Source organism: Pseudomonas sp. GW821-FHT01E10 (genome assembly GCF_059422365.1).
The window spans coordinates 25547-44428 of sequence record NZ_JBWKWT010000019.1 but is presented as its reverse complement, the minus strand read 5'-3'; the positions used below and the strand labels follow the sequence as shown (position 1 = coordinate 44428).

General features: G+C 59.9%; 19 protein-coding genes. 10 read left to right on the top strand and 9 right to left on the bottom strand.

Going from position 1 to position 18882, the window contains the following annotated elements; genetic code table 11:
• Window positions 1-226: 226 nt before the first annotated feature.
• From hemA to AC07V0_RS24670, 6 genes are all read left to right on the top strand, one after another.
• On the top strand, window positions 227-1516 hold the full coding sequence (gene hemA, locus AC07V0_RS24695) for a glutamyl-tRNA reductase (RefSeq protein ID WP_007939757.1): 1290 nt from the start codon (window positions 227-229) through the stop codon (window positions 1514-1516).
• The gene (gene prfA, locus AC07V0_RS24690; protein WP_007939759.1) at window positions 1513-2595 is read left to right on the top strand and encodes a peptide chain release factor 1; all 1083 of its coding nucleotides are present in this window, start codon (window positions 1513-1515) and stop codon (window positions 2593-2595) included. Before hemA ends, prfA begins: the two co-directional genes overlap by 4 nt.
• Window positions 2596-3426: a peptide chain release factor N(5)-glutamine methyltransferase gene (gene prmC / locus AC07V0_RS24685; RefSeq protein WP_028939864.1), complete on the top strand. Its 831-nt coding sequence runs from the start codon at window positions 2596-2598 to the stop codon at window positions 3424-3426.
• Complete coding sequence (locus AC07V0_RS24680; RefSeq protein ID WP_018929574.1) at window positions 3420-4175, top strand: molybdopterin-synthase adenylyltransferase MoeB; 756 nt, start codon at window positions 3420-3422, stop codon at window positions 4173-4175. Before prmC ends, AC07V0_RS24680 begins: the two co-directional genes overlap by 7 nt.
• Window positions 4168-4959 carry a glutamate racemase gene (gene murI, locus AC07V0_RS24675; protein WP_018929575.1) on the top strand — a complete coding sequence of 264 codons (792 nt, stop codon included), beginning with the start codon at window positions 4168-4170 and terminating at the stop codon, window positions 4957-4959. The genes AC07V0_RS24680 and murI overlap by 8 nt, the downstream gene beginning before the upstream one ends.
• Window positions 4960-5075: 116 nt before the next feature.
• Complete coding sequence (locus tag AC07V0_RS24670; protein WP_018929576.1) at window positions 5076-5594, top strand: acyloxyacyl hydrolase; 519 nt, start codon at window positions 5076-5078, stop codon at window positions 5592-5594.
• A 69-nt stretch (window positions 5595-5663) separates the two neighbouring features.
• Here the strand turns inward: AC07V0_RS24670 and AC07V0_RS24665 are convergent, their stop codons facing one another.
• From AC07V0_RS24665 to AC07V0_RS24640, 6 genes are all read right to left on the bottom strand, one after another.
• The gene (locus tag AC07V0_RS24665; protein WP_018929577.1) at window positions 5664-5969 is read right to left on the bottom strand and encodes a YkgJ family cysteine cluster protein; all 306 of its coding nucleotides are present in this window, start codon (window positions 5967-5969) and stop codon (window positions 5664-5666) included.
• A 60-nt stretch (window positions 5970-6029) separates the two neighbouring features.
• Window positions 6030-6803, bottom strand: a complete 774-nt coding sequence (locus AC07V0_RS24660; RefSeq protein WP_026286680.1) for an SDR family NAD(P)-dependent oxidoreductase — start codon at window positions 6801-6803, stop codon at window positions 6030-6032.
• A gap of 66 nt (window positions 6804-6869) precedes the next feature.
• A complete protein-coding gene (gene phrB / locus AC07V0_RS24655; RefSeq protein ID WP_086946021.1) occupies window positions 6870-8318 on the bottom strand; it encodes a deoxyribodipyrimidine photo-lyase in 1449 nt (482 codons plus the stop codon).
• Between the two features lie 34 nt (window positions 8319-8352).
• Window positions 8353-9294: a MerR family transcriptional regulator gene (locus AC07V0_RS24650; RefSeq protein ID WP_258613129.1), complete on the bottom strand. Its 942-nt coding sequence runs from the start codon at window positions 9292-9294 to the stop codon at window positions 8353-8355.
• Window positions 9294-10256 (bottom strand): YbgA family protein, encoded by a 963-nt coding sequence (locus AC07V0_RS24645; RefSeq protein WP_495019988.1) that lies wholly within the window; start codon window positions 10254-10256, stop codon window positions 9294-9296. The genes AC07V0_RS24650 and AC07V0_RS24645 overlap by 1 nt, the downstream gene beginning before the upstream one ends.
• Before the next feature lie 154 nt (window positions 10257-10410).
• Window positions 10411-11397: an NAD(P)/FAD-dependent oxidoreductase gene (locus AC07V0_RS24640; protein WP_018929582.1), complete on the bottom strand. Its 987-nt coding sequence runs from the start codon at window positions 11395-11397 to the stop codon at window positions 10411-10413.
• Window positions 11398-11593: 196 nt separating this feature from the next.
• Between AC07V0_RS24640 and AC07V0_RS24635 the strand changes: the two genes are divergently transcribed.
• Complete coding sequence (locus tag AC07V0_RS24635; RefSeq protein ID WP_026286681.1) at window positions 11594-12496, top strand: TIGR01777 family oxidoreductase; 903 nt, start codon at window positions 11594-11596, stop codon at window positions 12494-12496.
• Window positions 12497-12509: 13 nt separating this feature from the next.
• The gene (hemH, locus tag AC07V0_RS24630) at window positions 12510-13532 is read left to right on the top strand and encodes a ferrochelatase (RefSeq protein ID WP_495019987.1); all 1023 of its coding nucleotides are present in this window, start codon (window positions 12510-12512) and stop codon (window positions 13530-13532) included.
• 177 nt (window positions 13533-13709) lie between these two features.
• On the opposite strand, the gene AC07V0_RS24625 is transcribed toward hemH, so the two are convergent.
• Together AC07V0_RS24625 and upp are read right to left on the bottom strand one after the other, a co-directional pair.
• Entirely contained in the window at window positions 13710-14984 is a 1275-nt protein-coding gene (locus AC07V0_RS24625) for a uracil-xanthine permease family protein (RefSeq protein WP_018929585.1), read from the bottom strand.
• Window positions 14985-14986: 2 nt separating this feature from the next.
• On the bottom strand, window positions 14987-15625 hold the full coding sequence (gene upp, locus AC07V0_RS24620; protein ID WP_007939777.1) for a uracil phosphoribosyltransferase: 639 nt from the start codon (window positions 15623-15625) through the stop codon (window positions 14987-14989).
• A 176-nt stretch (window positions 15626-15801) separates the two neighbouring features.
• On the opposite strand from upp, the gene AC07V0_RS24615 reads away from it, so the two are divergent.
• Window positions 15802-16359, top strand: a complete 558-nt coding sequence (locus tag AC07V0_RS24615; protein WP_007939779.1) for a hypoxanthine-guanine phosphoribosyltransferase — start codon at window positions 15802-15804, stop codon at window positions 16357-16359.
• 101 nt (window positions 16360-16460) lie between these two features.
• Here the strand turns inward: AC07V0_RS24615 and dauA are convergent, their stop codons facing one another.
• On the bottom strand, window positions 16461-18182 hold the full coding sequence (gene dauA / locus AC07V0_RS24610) for a C4-dicarboxylic acid transporter DauA (RefSeq protein ID WP_018929586.1): 1722 nt from the start codon (window positions 18180-18182) through the stop codon (window positions 16461-16463).
• 151 nt (window positions 18183-18333) lie between these two features.
• On the opposite strand from dauA, the gene AC07V0_RS24605 reads away from it, so the two are divergent.
• Window positions 18334-18819, top strand: coding sequence for a hypothetical protein (locus tag AC07V0_RS24605; RefSeq protein ID WP_019651163.1), 486 nt, complete (start codon window positions 18334-18336; stop codon window positions 18817-18819).
• Window positions 18820-18882: the final 63 nt, after the last annotated feature.

Below are 18882 nucleotides of genomic sequence, written 5' to 3'. Positions count from 1 at the left end.
AGGACGACTAACCTGCGGTCGGATCATCATGACACAAGCCTTCGGCCAAACATAACCGCCCGGCCAATTTACCCGCATACGCAATCCCGGCAGGCCCGGTGCCGGTGTAAACGAGAACGGATCGCAGCTTCGGCAGCGTCAACCGGGACGATAGATATCGAGTGGTTGTTCTAGCTCTGTCGAAGTAGGACAATTGTCGGCTTCACGTCACCATCAGCGACCTTGAATGGCCTTCCTTGCACTCGGTATTAACCACAAGACTGCTTCAGTAGACGTCCGCGAGCGCGTGGCCTTTACCCCTGAGCAGCTGGTTGAGGCCTTGCAGCAGCTCTGCCGACTCACCGACAGCCGCGAAGCTGCGATCCTCTCCACCTGCAATCGCAGTGAACTGTATATAGAACAGGATCACCTTTCGGCTGACATCGTGCTGCGCTGGCTGGCCGATTATCATCATTTGAGCCTCGATGAGCTGCGTGCGAGCGCTTATGTGCATGAAGATGATGCGGCAGTTCGCCACATGATGCGGGTCGCCTCCGGGCTCGATTCGCTGGTGTTGGGTGAACCACAGATTCTCGGCCAGATGAAATCGGCCTACGCCGTGGCTCGCGAGGCGGGCACCATTGGTCCGCTACTCGGGCGTTTGTTCCAGGCCACGTTCAATGCGGCCAAACAGGTGCGAACCGACACCGCCATCGGTGAAAACCCGGTGTCCGTGGCGTTTGCCGCGGTCAGCCTGGCGAAACAGATTTTCAGTGATTTGCAACGCAGCCAGGCCTTGTTGATCGGCGCCGGCGAGACCATCACCCTGGTCGCCCGCCATCTGCATGAGCTGGGCGTGAAGCGAATCGTGGTCGCCAACCGCACCCTGGAGCGCGCAAGCACCCTGGCCGAGCAGTTTGGCGCCCATGCGGTGTTGCTCTCGGACATCCCGACAGAACTGGTGCGCAGCGACATCGTCATCAGCTCCACCGCCAGCCAGTTGCCTATTCTCGGTAAAGGCGCGGTGGAAAGCGCCTTGAAATTGCGTAAGCACAAGCCGATTTTCATGGTGGATATCGCAGTCCCTCGGGATATCGAGCCGGAAGTCGGCGAGTTGGATGACGTTTATCTGTATAGCGTCGACGATCTCCACGAAGTGGTCGCCGAAAACCTCAAGAGCCGTCAGGGCGCCGCTCAGGCGGCCGAAGAGATGGTGTCGGTCGGTGCCGAAGATTTCATGGTTCGCCTGCGCGAACTGGCGGCGGTGGATGTGCTCAAGGCTTATCGTCAACAAAGCGAGCGCCTGCGCGACGAAGAATTGCAGAAGGCCCAGCGTATGCTCGCCAACGGCAGCAGTGCCGAGGACGTGCTGGTGCAACTGGCCCGTGGCCTGACCAACAAACTCTTGCATGCCCCGAGCGTGCAATTGAAAAAGCTCTCTGCCGAAGGCCGCCTCGATGCGCTGGCCATGGCCCAGGAACTCTTTGCCCTCGGTGAGGGCTCATCGGATAGCTTTTCGGATAAGAAACCGCAATGAAAGCGTCACTGCTCAATAAGCTGGACATCCTCCAGGACCGTTTCGAGGAATTGACCGCCCTGCTTGGCGATGGCGAAGTCATTTCCGATCAGAACAAATTCCGCACCTATTCCAAGGAATACGCGGAGGTCGAGCCGATCGTCGACACCTATAAACAGCTGCTTAAAGTGCAGGGCGACCTCGAAGGCGCACAGGCACTGCTCAAGGACAGCGACCCGGACATGCGTGAAATGGCCGTGGAAGAAGTCCGCGAAGCCAAGGAACGATTGATCGAGCTCGAAGCCAGCCTGCAACGCATGCTGCTGCCCAAGGATCCGAACGACGGTCGTAACGTGTTCCTGGAAATCCGCGCGGGCACCGGTGGTGACGAGGCGGCGATTTTCTCCGGCGACCTGTTCCGCATGTATTCGCGTTACGCCGAGCGGCGTGGCTGGCGGGTAGAGATTCTCTCGGAGAACGAAGGCGAACACGGTGGCTATAAAGAAGTTATCGCCCGTGTCGAAGGCGAGAACGTCTACGGCAAACTGAAGTTCGAATCCGGTGCGCACCGTGTGCAGCGGGTTCCGGCCACTGAATCCCAAGGTCGTATCCACACCTCGGCCTGCACCGTGGCGGTATTGCCCGAGCCGGATGAGCAGGAAGCCATTGAGATCAACCCGGCGGATCTGCGGGTCGACACCTATCGCTCCTCCGGTGCCGGTGGTCAGCACGTCAACAAGACCGACTCGGCGATTCGTATCACCCACTTGCCGTCCGGTATTGTCGTCGAGTGCCAGGAAGAACGTTCCCAGCACAAGAACCGCGCCCGGGCGATGTCCTGGCTGTCGGCCAAGCTCAACGACCAGCAGACCAGTGCCGCGGCCAATGCCATCGCCAGCGAGCGTAAATTGCTGGTCGGTTCCGGTGACCGCTCCGAGCGGATCCGTACCTACAACTTCGCCCAGGGCCGGGTCACCGACCATCGGGTCAACCTGACGCTGTATTCGCTCGACGAAATTCTTGCGGGCGGCGTGGATGCGGTGATCGAACCGTTGCTGGCCGAGTACCAGGCCGATCAATTGGCAGCGATAGGTGAGTAAATGACGATCATTGCCAGCTTGCTGCGCGCCGCCGATTTGCCTGATTCGCCCACCGCGCGTCTGGATGCCGAATTGCTGTTGGCGGCGGCCTTGGGCAAGTCCCGCAGCTTTCTGCACACCTGGCCTGAGCGTATCGTCCCGAGCGAAGCGGCACTGAAGTTTGCCGAGTATTTGCAGCGCCGCCGCAGCGGTGAGCCAGTGGCCTATATTCTGGGTCAGCAAGGCTTCTGGAAGCTCGACCTGGAAGTCGCGCCCCACACGCTGATTCCGCGTCCCGACACTGAATTGCTGGTGGAAGCGGCGTTGGAACTGTTGCCGGCCACCCCAGCCAAGGTGCTCGATCTGGGCACCGGCAGTGGTGCCATCGCCTTGGCGCTGGCCAGCGAGCGTCCGGCCTGGAAGGTCACCGCCGTGGATCGCGTGCTGGAAGCCGTGGCCCTGGCCGAGCGCAATCGTCAGCGCTTGAACCTGAACAATGCCACGGTGTTGAGCAGTCATTGGTTCAGTGCCCTGGAAGGCCAGCGTTTTCAACTGATCATCAGCAATCCGCCCTACATAGCTTCGACCGATCCGCATCTGGTAGAGGGCGACGTACGCTTTGAGCCGGCCAGTGCCTTGGTGGCGGGTGTCGATGGGCTCGACGATTTGCGTCTGATCGTCGCCCAGGCACCGGATTATCTTGAAGCGGGTGGCTGGTTGATGCTCGAACACGGTTACGATCAAGCCTGCGCAGTGTGCGATTTGCTGCTGACCCGCGGCTTTGAAGAAGTCCATAGCCGCACCGATCTGGGCGGTCACCAACGCATCAGTCTGGGGCGCTTGCCGTGCTGAATGATCAGGAATTGCTGCGATACAGCCGGCAGATTCTGCTGCAACACGTCGACATCGACGGCCAGTTACGGCTCAAGGAAAGCCGTGTGCTGATTATCGGTCTCGGTGGCCTAGGTTCGCCGGTTGCGCTGTACCTGGCCGCGGCCGGTGTCGGTGAGTTGCATCTGGCGGACTTCGACACGGTCGACCTGACCAATCTGCAACGCCAGATCGTTCATGACACCGACAGCGTCGGCCTGAGCAAGGTCGATTCGGCAATCCGTCGCCTGACCGCGATCAATCCAGAGATTCAGCTGATCGCCCATCGCACTGCATTGGACGAGGATTCGCTGGCCGCCGCTGTTGCCGCGGTGGATCTGGTGCTGGACTGTTCCGACAATTTTTCCACCCGCGAGGCGGTCAACGCTGCGTGTGTGGCCGCGCGCAAGCCGCTGGTCAGCGGTGCGGCGATTCGTCTGGAAGGGCAATTGTCGGTCTTCGACCCGCGTCGTCCAGAGAGCCCGTGCTACCACTGTTTATACGGGCACGGCAGCGAGGCCGAGTTGACCTGCAGCGAGGCGGGCGTCGTCGGTCCTTTGGTCGGGTTGGTCGGCAGCCTCCAGGCACTGGAAGCGCTGAAACTGCTGGTGGGGTTCGGCGAGCCGCTGGTGGGGCGCCTGTTATTGATCGATGCCTTGGGCTCACGCTTTCGTGAATTGCGGGTCAAGCGTGATCCGGGCTGCAGCGTCTGCGGGTCGCGCCATGCGTGAAGCGCCGATTGCTGTGTTCGATTCCGGCGTCGGTGGACTCTCCGTGCTGGCCGAGATCCAGCAGTTGCTGCCCAACGAGTCTCTGTTGTACTTCGGCGATTGCGGGAATATTCCCTACGGCGAGAAAACCCCGGCATTCATCCGCCAGCGTTGCAGTGTCATGGCGCAGTTCTTTCAGCAGCAAGGCGCCAAGGCGCTGGTGCTGGCTTGCAACACCGCGACGGTGGCCGGTGTTGCGGACTTGCGGCGCGATTACCCCGAGTGGCCTATCGTCGGCATGGAGCCTGCGGTCAAACCGGCCGCTGCGGCGACGCGCAGCGGCGTGGTCGGCGTGCTCGCCACCACCGGTACTTTGCAGAGTGCCAAGTTTGCTGCCTTGCTCGATCGTTTCGCCACCGATGTACGGGTGATTACTCAGCCGTGCCCCGGGCTGGTGGAGCTGATTGAAAATGGCGATCTGCACAGCGAGACATTGCGTCAGTTGCTGCAAGGGTATGTCGAGCCGCTGCTGGCTGCAGGTGCAGATACGATCATTCTGGGCTGTACCCATTATCCCTTTTTAAAGCCACTGCTAAGGCAGATGCTCCCGCAAAGCATCAGCTTGATCGATACGGGTGCCGCTGTGGCGCGGCAGCTCCAGCGTCTGCTGGCCGAGCGTGAATTGCTGGCCGAGGGGCCTGCTCGCCCCGCACAGTTCTGGTCGAGTGCGGACCCAGAACATTTCAGAAATATCTTGCCGATCCTGTGGAATATGTCTGGGGTTGTGCGAAGCTTCGAAAAGTAGAGACGCGTAGCAAACGAATAATTGGGGTGAGCTTCTGATTAAACGGTGACTTCTATAGCTTTGTTTGTTTTGCAGCATAAAAATCATACTAAATTGTTCGGAAAAGGATGTTTCTAATGAAGCGACTATTCTGTTTGGCCGCGATTGCGACCGCATTGATGGGGCACAGTTTTACCGCGCAGGCGGCAGGGGTGGAGTTCGGGGTCGGCCAGACCAGCGATTCGACCATGACCTACCGACTGGGCATGCAGTTCGATTGGGACAAGAGCTGGTTGCAGAGTGATGTTGGCCGCTTGACCGGCTACTGGAGCGGCGCTTACACCTACTGGGAAGGCGACAAAACGGCGAGCAATCACAGTTTGTCGTTCTCGCCGGTACTGGTGTACGAGTTTGCCGGTCAGACCATCAAGCCCTACGTCGAAGCGGGTATCGGTATCGCGGTGTTTGCCAACACCGAATACGAAGATAACAAGCTCGGCAGTGCCTTTCAGTTCGAAGACCGTTTCGGGTTTGGTCTGCGCTTTGCCGGCGGACATGAAGTCGGGATTCGCGCCACCCACTACTCCAATGCCGGGATCAGTAACCCGAACGACGGTGTAGAAAGCTACGCATTGCATTACACGATGCCGTTGTAAGCCTGCAGTGTTTAGATGTGGGAGCTACCTGTGGCGGGGGCTCTCACATGGCATCGGGTGACTGCGATCTCACCGATACGCCGTCGCAATCCCCTGGCGTTCGGTGATGCATTCCGGTGCGCCCATTTCGAACTCCCGGCAGATCAGCGGACGCTTTTCATAGATGGTGCACATCATGCTGTTGCGATCCAGTGCGGCGCACCAGCCGTCATCCAGTCGCAGCATGACTTCACCACCCCAATCATCGGTATCGATAAAACGTTCGGGCACGCCGGTGTCAGTGATCAGCATCACTTCAAGCTGGCAGCAGCAGGCTGCGCAGGTCGAGCAGGTGACCGCAGGCTCGGCGACTTGCGTGTGGGGAATGGTTTTCATGGCGCGCAGTGTAAGGCAGTGGGCCCACGCTGTGTAAAAGGCCTGACAGACGCTCAGGCTTCACGGCAGATCCTCGATCGGCGGCTTGTTTCGCGCTTGTTCGTCGATTGCCAGTCCCGCCCGGTCGGGTTGTTGCGGCAGGGGCCAAAGAACAGGCATGAGCAGCTCCGGCAAGGAGCATTCCAGTGGACGATTCTTGATCATGTCGAGGAGGTATCGCGCGGCTTGGCCTGCCGACCAGTCGAGATGTATCGGGGCGCCGTCGTTCAGAGGCGTATCGATAAGCCCTGGGCTGACCACGGTCATTTCGATGTTTTCCGGCGTCATGTCGATGCGCAATGACTCGAATAGATGACGCAACCCGGCCTTTGAATCGCCATAGGATTCGGCCCACGGCAGGGGTAACCAGGTCACCGAACTGGCAATGCCCACCAGATGCGGCGCAGTGCCCGCCTGCAGCAAAGGCCGGGCGGCTGCGATGCAATAACTGCTGGCAAGCAAGTTGGTACGCATGATGTGCTCGATGATTGACGAATCGAGCTGATTGGCGTCGACGTATTCGCAGGTGCCTGCGTTAAGGATCATGGTGTCCAGAGAGCCCCATTCCTGCGCAATCTGCTCACCGATTTCGCGCACCCTTTGGCTGTTGGTCAAATCGCCCGCGACCACCAGCACTTGACCGGGATAGCGCTCAGACAGGGATATCAGTGATGCCACCGAGCGGGAGCTGGCCGCCAGATGAGCCCCGGTTTTCAGTATTTCTTCAGCCAGCACAGCACCAATACCGTTGCTGGCGCCGGTCAACCAGTATCGCCTTGGAGGTGTACGACTCATCCCAATCCCCTTATTACCCAATATTTCCCTGGCTCAATTCCGTGTTCATGACGCAACGCTGCAGCATCAATTTAATGACGGTGGCGATAAACCCTGTCGTGATGGCAGGTTCTTGAACGCGTCCAGGGCCCGTTCACGGGAAGCACTCAGATTGACGATAGGCGACGGGTAGCCCCTCACACCGAACAATCCGCCGAGATTGGCCAGATTGTGCAGGTCTTTATTGTTCATTTCGTTGAGCTCCGGCAACCAGTGCTTGATGAACACCCCTTGTGCATCGAACTTTTCCGACTGGCTCAGCGGGTTGAAAATCCGGAAGTAGGGCGCCGAATCAGTGCCGGTGGACGAACTCCACTGCCAGCCACCATTGTTCGCCGCCAGGTCGCCATCAATCAGGTGCCGCATGAAGAAGCGCTCGCCTTCACGCCAGTCGATCAGCAGGTTCTTGGTCAGGAACATCGCCACCACCATGCGCAGACGGTTGTGCATCCAGCCGGTTTCCAGCAATTGGCGCATGGCGGCATCGATGATCGGCAGGCCAGTGCGGCCTTGCTGCCAGGCCTTGAGTTCTTGCGGGGCGTCACGCCAGACCAGGGCTTCGGTTTCCGGCCGGAAGGCGCGGTGCCGGGATACACGGGGGTAGCCCACCAATATGTGTTTGTAGAACTCGCGCCACAGCAGCTCGTTGATCCAGGTGATGGCGCCGACCTTGCCGCTTTCGAACTCGCCCTGATTGCTTCGCAACGCGGCGTGCAGGCACTGACGAGGGGAAATCACCCCGGCGGTGAGATAGGCCGAGAGCTGGCTGGTGCCGGGCTTTGCCGGGAAGTCGCGTTCGCTGTGGTAATAGTCGATCTGGGCGTCGACAAAGGTGTCGAGGCGGCGCCGGGCTTCGGTTTCACCGGCTGGCCAGAGGGCACGCAAGCTGTCGTTGGGAGAATCGAAACCCTCGACACGGGAGGGCGGTTCGTCGCTGCTGATATCCAATGGAGCCTGAAGGGCGGGTGCAGCGACCAATCCGGGCAATGAAGCGTGCAGGCGTTCGTAGCAGACCTTGCGAAACTGGCTGAAGACCTGGAAGTAGGTTCCGGTTCTGGTGAGCACGGTGCCTGGCTTGAACAGCAGCTGATCGAGGTGGCTGTAAAAGTCGATGCCCCGGGCTTTCAGCGCTTGGGCCACCGCCGCATCACGGCGGGTCTCATGAATGCCGTATTCCTCGTTGACGTGCACCGCGTCGATCTTCAGCTGCTGGCACAGTTCGAGCAGAACCTTGGGCGCTTCATCCCAGCGGGACGCCTGGCGAATCAGTAGCGGGATGTTCAGGGCGTCCAGCGCGCGTCGTAATTCGGCGAGGTTGCGCAACCAGAAGTCCACTTTGCACGGCGCGTCGTCGTGCGCAAGCCACTGCTGCGGGCTCGGCAAATACACCGCCACACACGGGCCACGGGCTGCGGCGGCCGAGAGGGCGGTGTTGTCGTGTAGACGCAGGTCGCTGCGCAGCCAGATCAATTGCATGGTCGTATCCGTACGATTCATCAAAAAAGCGCCATTAAATGAGCCCGCGCTGTATCAGGTCCAGATGGGCCGATAACGGGTTATCGGCCAGGATCAAATCAGCAATGGCGGTGTTTTTTGCGGACAAATCGGCGTGGTGGATGCACACCGTTGGTCCGGCGATCATTTTTGGGCAACTGACGCCATTCAAAAGTTTCGACAATTTTGCAAGATTCATGGCTTTGCTGGAATACAGCAGGACGCCGCGGGCTTGCAGGTGATCGACCGCCAGCGTCAGTTCGCCGGCCGGGAGTGGCCAGTCGAAAACTTCCACCGGGCAATCGGTGCTGCTGATCAGCCAGGCGGTGAGCCATAGATGAGGTTCCAGAGGCAGGTCCGATTGATTGATCAGCAACAGCGGCGCAGTACGTAACTGGCGGTTGTTGTGGTAAATCCTCGCGCCGAATTTGCTGCGCAACCAGGAATAGACAAACACCCGCTCCATCTGCGCGCCGAACTGGCCTTGCCAGCGTTGTTCCAGTTCCGCCAGCCACGGCATCAACAGGTGTTCACACAAGGTGCGTGGCGGATACAGCGCCATCGCCTGGTTTACGGTGTCATCGAGGGTGCGTTCGGCCAGTTGGGTAACGGCTTGTAGCAGTGTCTGGCGCAACACCAGCCAATCGTTTCCGACGGGCTCGGCAAGTACCTGAGGCGTGTCGAGCAGTTGCTTGACCTGACCGACCGCCACGCCGCGATTGAGCCAGGTGAGGATCGTCAGGATGCGTTGAACGTGTTCGGCACAGAACAGCCGATGCCCCTTGGGAGTGCGCTGAGGCACGATCAGCCCATAGCGCCGTTCCCAGGCGCGCAAGGTGACAGCGTTGACCCCGGTCTGCCGGGCCACTTCACGGATGGGCAGCCAGCCTGCGTCCAGGGCCTTTTTGAAGTCGGTGCCGAGGTCTTCGCTGGCGCTGGTGTCCGGTGGGGTTTTCATTAGACTGCGTTTCGCAGGCTGAGGTTTTCCGGGTGCGGTTGCAGGTAAACCTGTTGCGCAATGTATGGATCCGGGTGCTGGCGAAAGTAGTGTTTGAGCAACGTCAGCGGTACCACCAGCGGCACGATGCCGTGACGATACTGGCTGATCACATGCTGCACTTCCTGTTTGTCTTCAGTGCTGATGGCCTGTTTGAGATAGCCGCTGAGGTGTTGCAGGACGTTGGTGTGGGTGCGGCGCGTGGCGCATTTTTTCAAGGCCGCCATCAGCTCGCTGAAATAGCGCGGGCCGATGACTTCAGGGGCGGTCCGGCCCATGTTGCCGAGCAGGTTTCCCAGGGTTTTGTATTGCACCGGGTTGTGGGCCATTAACAGGTATTTGTAGCGCGAGTGAAAATCCGTGAGGCCGCGCCGGGTCAGGCCGGTTTGCAGCAACTGCTGCCAGGCGCTGTAGGCGAATACGCGGGTAAGGAAGTTTTCCCGCAGCACCGGATCGTTGAGCCGGCCTTCTTCCTCCACCGGCAAATCGGGATGCAGCGCGCAGAAGGTCCGGGCGTAAATGCCACGGCTACCGCCGTCCACCGGCGCGCCGTTGGCGTGGTAGACCTTGACCCGCTCCAGACCGCACGAAGGGGATTTCTGCATAAAGATATAGCCGCAGATGTCGCCCAGTTCCAAAGCCATTTTCCGAGCATATTCGGCCAGCGGCCGGGTGACGTTGTTTTCAGGGTTGACCGTGCCGACCGCCTGCGGATGTTCAGGGTTGCCGACCAGGCGGATCGGTTCGCGAGGGATACCCAGGCCGATGGCAACTTCCGGGCACACCGGGACGAAATCGAAATAATCGGAAAGGATGTGGCTGCACAGCCGTGACGTCTTGTGCCCGCCGTTGTAGCGCACCTCGGCCCCCATCAGGCAGGCGCTGATGGCGATTTTGGGTGGGGTCGTTGATTGTGCAGGCATCGGGGCACCTCGAATCCAGACCTGTACGGATTGTTAAATCTGTACAACATTCGTTCAGCATAGATTCAAAGGTGTACAAGTCAATTTTTTTGTATAGGTTTTTTCAGGGCTGCTGTCCGTGTCGACAGCAGCAATGTGCTCGAATCGAGGCGGTTCACTGCAGGTGTTCGTGCAGACGGCGGGCCGCTTCCTGGCCACTGAGCCAGGCGCCTTCGACACGGCCGGACAGGCACCAGTCACCGCATACATACAAGCCCAGATCAGCATCAGCCAGGGCACCCCACTCATGGCTGCTGGCCGGACGGGCGTAAAGCCAGCGGTGAGCGAGGCTGAAAGTCGGTGCAGGCATGGCGTCGTGCAGCAGTTCGGCAAAGGCACCATGCAATTGCTCGATCACCGCTTCCTTGGACAGATCGATATGTTGCCGGCTCCAGGCGCTGGTGGCGTGCAGCACCCACGTGTCGAGGGTGTTGTCGCGTCCCGGTTTGCTACGGTTGCGCGCCAGCCAGTCGAGGGGGCTGTCCTGCACGAAGCAGCCTTCGATCGGGGTATCCAATGGTGTGTCGAAAGCCAGGGCGACCGCCCAGGTCGGCTCCATTTTTACCCCGGCGGCGGCCCCGGCGAGTTTCGGCGCGGAGGGCAGCAGCGCGGTCGCCTGAGGGGCTGGCGTGGCAATCACCACATGACTGAACGGCCCGTGGGTGAAGCCTTCGGCGTCTTGCAGATGCCAGTGCTCTTCACCGCGATAGACCTCGGTGATCCGGCAACTGAACTGCACTTCCAGGTCACCGAGCAGGGCACGGGTGATGGCGCTCATGCGCGGCGTGCCGACCCAGCGTGTCTGTTCGTCCGGCGAGGGGCTGAGTTGGCCGCCGTGGTAGGTATAGAGCTGCGGTGTCCACACGGCGACCCAACCGTTGGCTTGCCAGCGCTGGACTTCGGTAACGAAGCGACGGTCGCGGGCAGTGAAATATTGCGCGCCCATGTCCAGAGCACCCGCATCGCTGCGCTTGCTTGACATGCGTCCGCCACTGCCGCGGCTTTTATCGAACAGATGAACGACATGCCCGGCCTCCGTAAGGGCCTGGGCGGCTGAGAGTCCGGCGATGCCGGTGCCGATGATTGCGATAGGTACAGTCATAGGGGCCTCGTTTGCCTTTCTGTACAGACTACGCCGTGGTTCAAACCTGTACAATATTGTTTTTTGGTATAACTTTTAGCGTTCTCGTTCTGAGAGCTTGGCCTATTGTTAAACACAGAACCTGCCCGATACCAAAGATCCCTGCTTATAAAAATAGACTAGTGATCCGGGTAAAACGCCACGCGAGGAAGATGTCATGCACATATTGCTGACCGGCGGTACTGGTTTGATAGGACGTCAGCTCTGCCGACACTGGTTGAGTCAGGGACATCACCTCACGGTCTGGAGTCGCACGCCCGCTAAAGTCGCCAAAATCTGCGGCACTCAGGTACGGGGAATCGCACGGCTTGAGGATTTTGGGCCAGAACCGGTGGATGCAATTGTCAACCTTGCGGGGGCGCCGATCGCCGATCGGCTCTGGACCCACAAACGCAAAGCGCTGTTGTGGAGCAGCCGGATCACCCTGACCGAAACCCTGTTGGCCTGGCTCGAAAGTCGTGAGCAGAAACCGCAGGTGCTGATCTCCGGCTCAGCGATTGGTTGGTACGGCGACGGCGGCGAGCGGGAGTTGACCGAGCAATCGCCACCGGTCATCGATGATTTCGCCAGCCAGTTGTGCATCGCCTGGGAAGAAACCGCGCAACGTGCCGACGCCTTGGGCATCCGCGTGGTTCTCATCCGCACCGGGTTGGTGTTGTCCGCCGAGGGCGGCTTTTTGTCGCGGCTGTTGTTGCCGTTCAAACTGGGGCTGGGCGGGCCGATCGGCAGCGGTCGGCAGTGGATGTCGTGGATTCATATCGAAGATCAAATCGCCCTGATTGATTTTCTTCTGCATCGCAATGGGGCCAGCGGTCCCTATAATGCCTGCGCGCCCAAGCCGGTGCGCAATCGCGAATTCGCTAAAACGTTGGGTGACGTGTTGCATCGTCCCGCGTTCATGCCGATGCCGACTCTCGTCTTGAAGGTCGGACTGGGCGAGTTGTCATTGTTGTTGCTGGGGGGGCAGAAGGCGATGCCGGCTCGCTTGCTGGAAGCGGGTTTCACTTTCCGGTTCACTGATTTGCGCGCGGCATTGGACGATCTGTCCGGCCGCCTCTGAAATAGGACGTTGCATGACCGATCACGCATTGCTTCTGGTCAACCTGGGTTCACCTGCCTCCACCTCGGTGGCGGATGTGCGCAGTTACCTCAATCAATTTCTGATGGACCCGTATGTGATCGACCTGCCTTGGCCGGTGCGGCGTTTGCTGGTGTCGCTGATTCTGATCAAGCGCCCGGAACAATCGGCTCACGCTTACGCGTCGATCTGGTGGGAGGAGGGCTCGCCGCTGGTGGTGCTCAGCCGTCGCCTGCAACAGGCCATGACCCGGCAGTGGACTCACGGGCCTGTTGAGCTGGCGATGCGGTACGGCGAGCCGTCCATTGAGTCCGCGTTGGTGCGGCTGGCTGCCCTGGGGCATAAGAAAGTGACCCTGGCACCGCTCTATCCGCAATTCGCCGACAGCACTGTGACCACGGTGATCGAAGAAGCCAAGCGCGTGGTGCGCGATAAAAAGCTCGACATGCAGTTCTCGGTTCTGCAGCCGTTTTACGATCAGCCGGAATACCTCGATGCGTTGGTGGCGAGTGTCAGGCCTTATCTGCAACAGGATTTCGATCATCTGCTGCTGAGCTTCCACGGTTTGCCGGAACGTCACCTGAAAAAGCTTAATCCGGGGCACAGCTTCGAGGGTGGCGGCGATTGCTGCGCCGGTGCGCCACCGGAAGTGGTCGCGACCTGTTACCGCGGTCAGTGCCTGCGCACGGCCGCAGAGTTTGCCAAACGTGTGGGCATACCGGACGGCAAGTGGTCCGTATCGTTTCAGTCGCGTCTGGGCCGGGCCAAGTGGATAGAACCCTACACTGAAGCTCGCCTCGACGAGTTGGCCAAAAGCGGCGTGAAGAAAGTCCTGGTGATGTGCCCGGCGTTCGTTGCCGATTGCATCGAGACGCTGGAGGAAATCGGTGATCGTGGGAAGGAGCAATTCCGCGAGGCGGGAGGGGAGGAGTTGGTGCTGGTGCCTTGCCTCAACGATGAGCCGCTGTGGGTCAAGGCGTTGAGTGCCATGTGCGAAAGGGCGCCATTGGCTTTATAGGAACGTACATTGAAGTGACGGCTGGCTGGTTGTGGCGAGGGAGCCTGCTCCCGCCGGGTCGCGAAGCGGCCCCAAAATCTTTGCAGTCAATGAAGATTTTGTGAGTGCTGCGCACTGGTGCGCCAGCCCGGTCAAGCGGGAGCAAGCTCCCTCGCCACAGGGGATTGAGTCGCCTGCTTACAACAGCGGCTCATCCGCCTTCTTGTGCTTCCAGCTGTCATTGCCCGGCAGCAACAGGTTCAGTGCAATCGCCACCACCGCGCACAGCGCGATGCCTTTGAGGCCGAAATCGTTCTGGCCGGTACCGGTGCCGACCAGCATGCCGCCAATCCCGAACACCAGCGTCACCGAGACAATCACCAGGTTGCGTGCTTCGCCCAGGTCGATCTTGTGGCGGATCATGGTGTTCATGCCCACCGCGGCAATCGAACCGAACAACAGGCAGAGAATCCCGCCCATCACCGGCACCGGGATGCTTTGCAGCAGCGCGCCGAATTTGCCGATGAACGCCAGGCTGATTGCGAAGATCGCCGCCCAGGTCATGATTTTCGGGTTGTAGTTCTTGGTCAGCATCACCGCGCCAGTCACTTCGGCGTAAGTGGTATTGGGTGGGCCGCCGAACAGACCGGCCGCGGTGGTGGCGATGCCGTCACCGAGCAGGGTGCGGTGCAGGCCGGGCTTTTTCAGGTAGTCGCGACCGGTCACGCTACCCACGGCAATCACGCCACCGATGTGCTCGATGGCCGGGGCCAGGGCCACAGGAACGATGAACAGAATCGCCTGCCAGTTGAATTCCGGCGCGGTGAAATGTGGAATCGCGAACCACGGTGCCACGGCAATCTTCGCGGTATCGACCACGCCGAAATAAAACGCCATGGCAAAACCCACCAGCACACCGGAGATAATCGGCACCAGGCGGAAAATACCTCTGCCGAACACCGCGACGATCAGGGTGGTCAACAGCGCGGGCATCGAAATCATCATCGCCGTCTGGTAATGAATCAGCTCAGTACCGTCGCCCGCCTTGCCCATCGCCATGTTGGCGGCAATCGGCGCCATGGCCAGGCCGATGGAGATGATCACCGGGCCAATCACCACCGGAGGCAGCAAACGGTCGATAAACCCGGTGCCTTTGATCTTCACCGCAAGGCCGAGGAAGGTGTAGACGAACCCGGCCGCCATCACACCGCCCATGGTCGCCGCCAGGCCGAACTGGCCCTTGGCGAGAATGATCGGGGTGATGAAGGCGAAGCTCGACGCCAGGAATACCGGCACCTGACGCCCGGTGACAATCTGGAACAGGATCGTCCCTAAACCTGCGGTGAACAGCGCCACGTTCGGGTCGAGGCCGGTAATCAGCGGCATCAACACCAGGGCGCCGAAGGCCACGAACAGCATCTGCGCGCCGGACAATACCGTGCGCCAGAGCGGATCGTTGAACTCTTGCTGCATGGTCACGCGTCCTTCTGCTTGGTGCCGAAGATCTTGTCACCGGCATCGCCCAAGCCTGGGATGATGTAACCGTGTTCGTTCAGTTTCTGGTCAATGGAAGCGGTGTAGATGGTCACGTCCGGGTGAGCCTTCTCCACAGCGGCGATACCTTCGGGAGCGGCCACCAGGACCATCGCGCGGATGTCCTTGCAGCCGGCCTTCTTCAGCAAATCGATGGTGGCGACCATCGAGCCGCCGGTGGCGAGCATCGGGTCGATGATCATCGCCAGGCGTTCGTCGATTTCCGGTACCAGTTTTTCCAGGTAGGTGTGGGCTTCGAGGGTTTCCTCGTTACGGGCCACGCCCACGGCGCTGACTTTGGCGCCCGGGATCAGGCTCAGCACGCCTTCGAGCATGCCGATACCGGCACGCAGGATCGGCACCACGGTAATTTTCTTGCCGGCGATTTTCTCCACCGACACCGTGCCGCACCAGCCTTCGATGTCGTAGCTTTCCAGCGGCAGGTCTTTGGTGGCTTCATAGGTCAGCAGGGCGCCGACTTCTTGAGCGAGCTCACGGAAATTCTTCGTGCTGATGTCGGCGCGGCGCATAAGGCCAAGTTTATGACGGATCAGCGGATGGCGGATCTCACGGATGGGCATGGGGAAAGGCTCCGGCGGCGGGCAAAAAAACCGGCCTAGATTAATCTATCCGAGGGTGTTGTCCTATAGACATACAGTACGTTAGTCCACAAACGCTTGATCTGGCCGTGCGGGATGCGTACCTTTGCCCGCTTTTCCGAATCCGTCCCTCCCCCTCAAACCCCTTGGAGAGCGCCATGTCCGCTGATCTCGAGCATATCCGTCAAATCATGCGAGAGGCTGACTGCCTGTACACCGAAGCTGAAGTCGAGGCGGCCATCGCCCGCGTCGGTGCACATATCAACGAACAACTGGCTGAAAGCAATCCGGTGGTGTTCTGTGTGATGAACGGCGGCCTGATTTTCGCCGGCAAGCTGCTCACCCATCTGCAATTCCCGCTGGAAGCGTCCTACCTGCACGCTACCCGCTATCGCAACGAAACCAGCGGCGGCGAGCTGTTCTGGAAAGCCAAGCCGGAGGTTTCGTTCATCGACCGTGACGTGCTGATCATCGACGACATCCTCGATGAAGGTCACACCCTGGGCGCGATCATCGACTTCTGCAAACACGCCGGCGCCCGCAAAGTGCACACCGCCGTGCTGATCGACAAGGACCACGACCGCAAGGCTCGCCCGGACCTGAAAGCCGATTTCGTCGGCCTGCCGTGCATTGACCGTTACATCTTCGGTTATGGCATGGACTACAAAGGCTACTGGCGTAACGCGAACGGAATTTTTGCCGTTAAAGGCCTGTAAGCAGGTTGACTGTCTGGGGGCGGTTTTAGCCGCCAGACACGTTGATGCTTGAAGGCAGATCTCCCATCCGAATGCGTGCGCAGTTCGCTTGAACCGCGCGCTCAGTCCTGCCCGACGAGCCAGCGTTCGCTTTTGCGTCGAGCCTGTTCCAGGTTGTTCACGTAAGCCAATTGACGCTGTTCCCGATGGATGCCCGCGCGCCTGAGTTTCAGGCGCACGCGCGCAGCCGTCCCGACCAGAATCAGGCCGATGCCGTCGGTGCGATAATCCCTGAGGATATTGTCGAAGGCTGCCAACGCCGTCATGTCCAGCATGGACACGGCACTCATCTCGACAATCACCACTTTGACCTCCGGGCTGAATTTGCGCAGCACGCCCAGGGCCTTTTCCGCTGCACCGAAAAACAACGGTCCGCGTATCGCATAGCAACGAACATGCTCCGGCAAATCCTGTAAGGCTTGATGGAACTCTCGAGGCAGTTCGGCGGTGTCCGTGAGGTCGCTCATGCGCTTGACGAACAACCCGGCGGCCAGCAATAGCCCAACGGCAACGGCCAGTACCATGTCGAACAGCACTGTCAGGCTCAGGCAGGTCAGCAAGACCAATACATCGCTGCGTGGTGCAATGCGCAGGGTGTGCACGACATGCCGGGCCTCGCTCATGTTCCACGCCACCATCACGAGCAGCGCCGCCAGCGCGGCCATCGGCAAGTAGCTGAACAGCGGGGCGAGGACGAGTATCGCCAGCAGCACCACCGCGCTGTGGATAATTGCCGCCAATGGCGAAAACGCCCCGCTGCGCACGTTGGTGGCGCTGCGGGCGATCGCCGCGGTGGCGGTAATGCCGCCGAACAACGGTGCGACCAGGTTACCAATGCCTTGACCCAGGAGTTCGGCGTTGGGGTCATGTTTGCTGCCCGTCATGCCATCGGCCACCACCGCACACAACAACGATTCGATGGCGCCGAGCATGGCAATGGCGAACGCTGGTGCCATTAATTGGCGGATCAGGTCGTAAGACAGATGCAGCGGCTGACCATTGGGCCCTGGCAGATTCCACGGCCAGTCGAAGCTCGGCAGAAACGGCGGAATGCCGGGGTGGCTGACACCATCGACGATATAGCTGAAGCGCTCGCCCAGCGTCGCAATCGGTAACCCGCCGCTTTCCAGCGCCAGCCCCAACATTGCGCCGACGGCCAGCGCCACCAGATGCCCCGGAACCCTTGGCACAAACCGCGGCCAGACGATCAGAACCGCCAGGCACATGACACCGATGATTCCGTCCCCCAGGCGGGCGCTGGGCAATGCCTGGAGCAGCGCACCTAATTGCTCGATGTAATGTTCGGCATGCCCGGTGGTACTCAGGCCCAGCAAATCCTTTAGTTGGAGTGTGGCGATGACAATGCCTATCCCGGCGGTAAAGCCCAGGGTCACCGGATAAGGAATGTACTGAATCAGCCGACCGGCCCGAATCAGCCCCAAGGCAATCAGGATGGCCCCGGCAAGCATGGTGCAAAGCAGCAGGCCACCCAGGCCATATTGTTGGGTGATCGGCAGCAGTATCACCACGAACGCGGCTGTCGGCCCGCTGACATTGAAGCGCGAGCCTCCCGTCAGGGCGATCAGGGGGGCCGCGATCAGCACCGTATATAAACCTTGCTGGGGCGCTACTCCCACCGCAATCGCCAGGGCCATGGCCAGGGGAATGGCGATAATCCCTACCGTCACCCCGGCACTGATGTCGCCACGCAAGCGTCTGAGGCTATAACCTGCACGCAGAGTTTGACGCCAGGCGGCGAATAACGGGGGGATGGAGAATGGCATAGGGACTCCACAGTAGACGGCACGCCGTCGAAATAGGGCTGAAGGCTCTTTCAGTATGCCCAGCCTTGTCTTCGAGAGTATTGATCTGGATCGGTTATTCGCCCGATTGATCATCATGCTAGAGTGCTCGGCCTCGTCCCAGGAGCCTGTCATGAGTCTTTTGATCCGCAGCTGCGCCGCCCTGATGTTGGTCTTCAGCCTACCCCTGGCCGCCGCTCCGGCACCGATGCATGTGCAGTTTTTGCCCCCGGACGACTTGACTCTGCGTGAAGCGGAACCCGAGCAGCAACAACTGTTGCAGGTCACCGAGTATTCGGTGGTCCTCGGCAGCCAGCGTCAGTCCAACCAACAACCGATCCCGGTCACCTCACCCTTGCTGATCCGCCTCAAGGGCAAACCCTTGAACAAGGGTGCGACCATCAGCCAGGTGCTGGTCAACTTCGATGGCGAAAGCAAAAGCCTGAAAAAGCCGATCTACGACAACAAAAGCAAAACGCTAACGCTCTATTACCCGTTGGCCCAGTACCGGGTGGTGATCGACTTGCTGCGCAACGACACGGTGTATTGCCAGTTTCTGAGTTACGCCAACGGCCATATCTGGGCCGATCTGCACACCGGCAGCGTTCGTCCGCGTTGAGCCCGGCATCAAGGCAGGGGTAAACTGCCCGCCCTGTGAAATGTCTGCGAGCTGGAGTCGGCA

Coding starts and splice junctions, on each gene's coding strand:
- hemA (WP_007939757.1), top strand. CDS start 227: ATGGCCTTCCTTGCACTCGGTATTAACCACAAGACTGCTTCAGTAGAC.
- prfA (WP_007939759.1), top strand. CDS start 1,513: ATGAAAGCGTCACTGCTCAATAAGCTGGACATCCTCCAGGACCGTTTC.
- prmC (WP_028939864.1), top strand. CDS start 2,596: ATGACGATCATTGCCAGCTTGCTGCGCGCCGCCGATTTGCCTGATTCG.
- murI (WP_018929575.1), top strand. CDS start 4,168: ATGCGTGAAGCGCCGATTGCTGTGTTCGATTCCGGCGTCGGTGGACTC.
- AC07V0_RS24670 (WP_018929576.1), top strand. CDS start 5,076: ATGAAGCGACTATTCTGTTTGGCCGCGATTGCGACCGCATTGATGGGG.
- AC07V0_RS24665 (WP_018929577.1), bottom strand. CDS start 5,969: ATGAAAACCATTCCCCACACGCAAGTCGCCGAGCCTGCGGTCACCTGC.
- AC07V0_RS24660 (WP_026286680.1), bottom strand. CDS start 6,803: ATGAGTCGTACACCTCCAAGGCGATACTGGTTGACCGGCGCCAGCAAC.
- phrB (WP_086946021.1), bottom strand. CDS start 8,318: ATGCAATTGATCTGGCTGCGCAGCGACCTGCGTCTACACGACAACACC.
- AC07V0_RS24650 (WP_258613129.1), bottom strand. CDS start 9,294: ATGAAAACCCCACCGGACACCAGCGCCAGCGAAGACCTCGGCACCGAC.
- AC07V0_RS24645 (WP_495019988.1), bottom strand. CDS start 10,256: ATGCCTGCACAATCAACGACCCCACCCAAAATCGCCATCAGCGCCTGC.
- AC07V0_RS24640 (WP_018929582.1), bottom strand. CDS start 11,397: ATGACTGTACCTATCGCAATCATCGGCACCGGCATCGCCGGACTCTCA.
- AC07V0_RS24635 (WP_026286681.1), top strand. CDS start 11,594: ATGCACATATTGCTGACCGGCGGTACTGGTTTGATAGGACGTCAGCTC.
- hemH (WP_495019987.1), top strand. CDS start 12,510: ATGACCGATCACGCATTGCTTCTGGTCAACCTGGGTTCACCTGCCTCC.
- AC07V0_RS24625 (WP_018929585.1), bottom strand. CDS start 14,984: ATGCAGCAAGAGTTCAACGATCCGCTCTGGCGCACGGTATTGTCCGGC.
- upp (WP_007939777.1), bottom strand. CDS start 15,625: ATGCCCATCCGTGAGATCCGCCATCCGCTGATCCGTCATAAACTTGGC.
- AC07V0_RS24615 (WP_007939779.1), top strand. CDS start 15,802: ATGTCCGCTGATCTCGAGCATATCCGTCAAATCATGCGAGAGGCTGAC.
- dauA (WP_018929586.1), bottom strand. CDS start 18,182: ATGCCATTCTCCATCCCCCCGTTATTCGCCGCCTGGCGTCAAACTCTG.
- AC07V0_RS24605 (WP_019651163.1), top strand. CDS start 18,334: ATGAGTCTTTTGATCCGCAGCTGCGCCGCCCTGATGTTGGTCTTCAGC.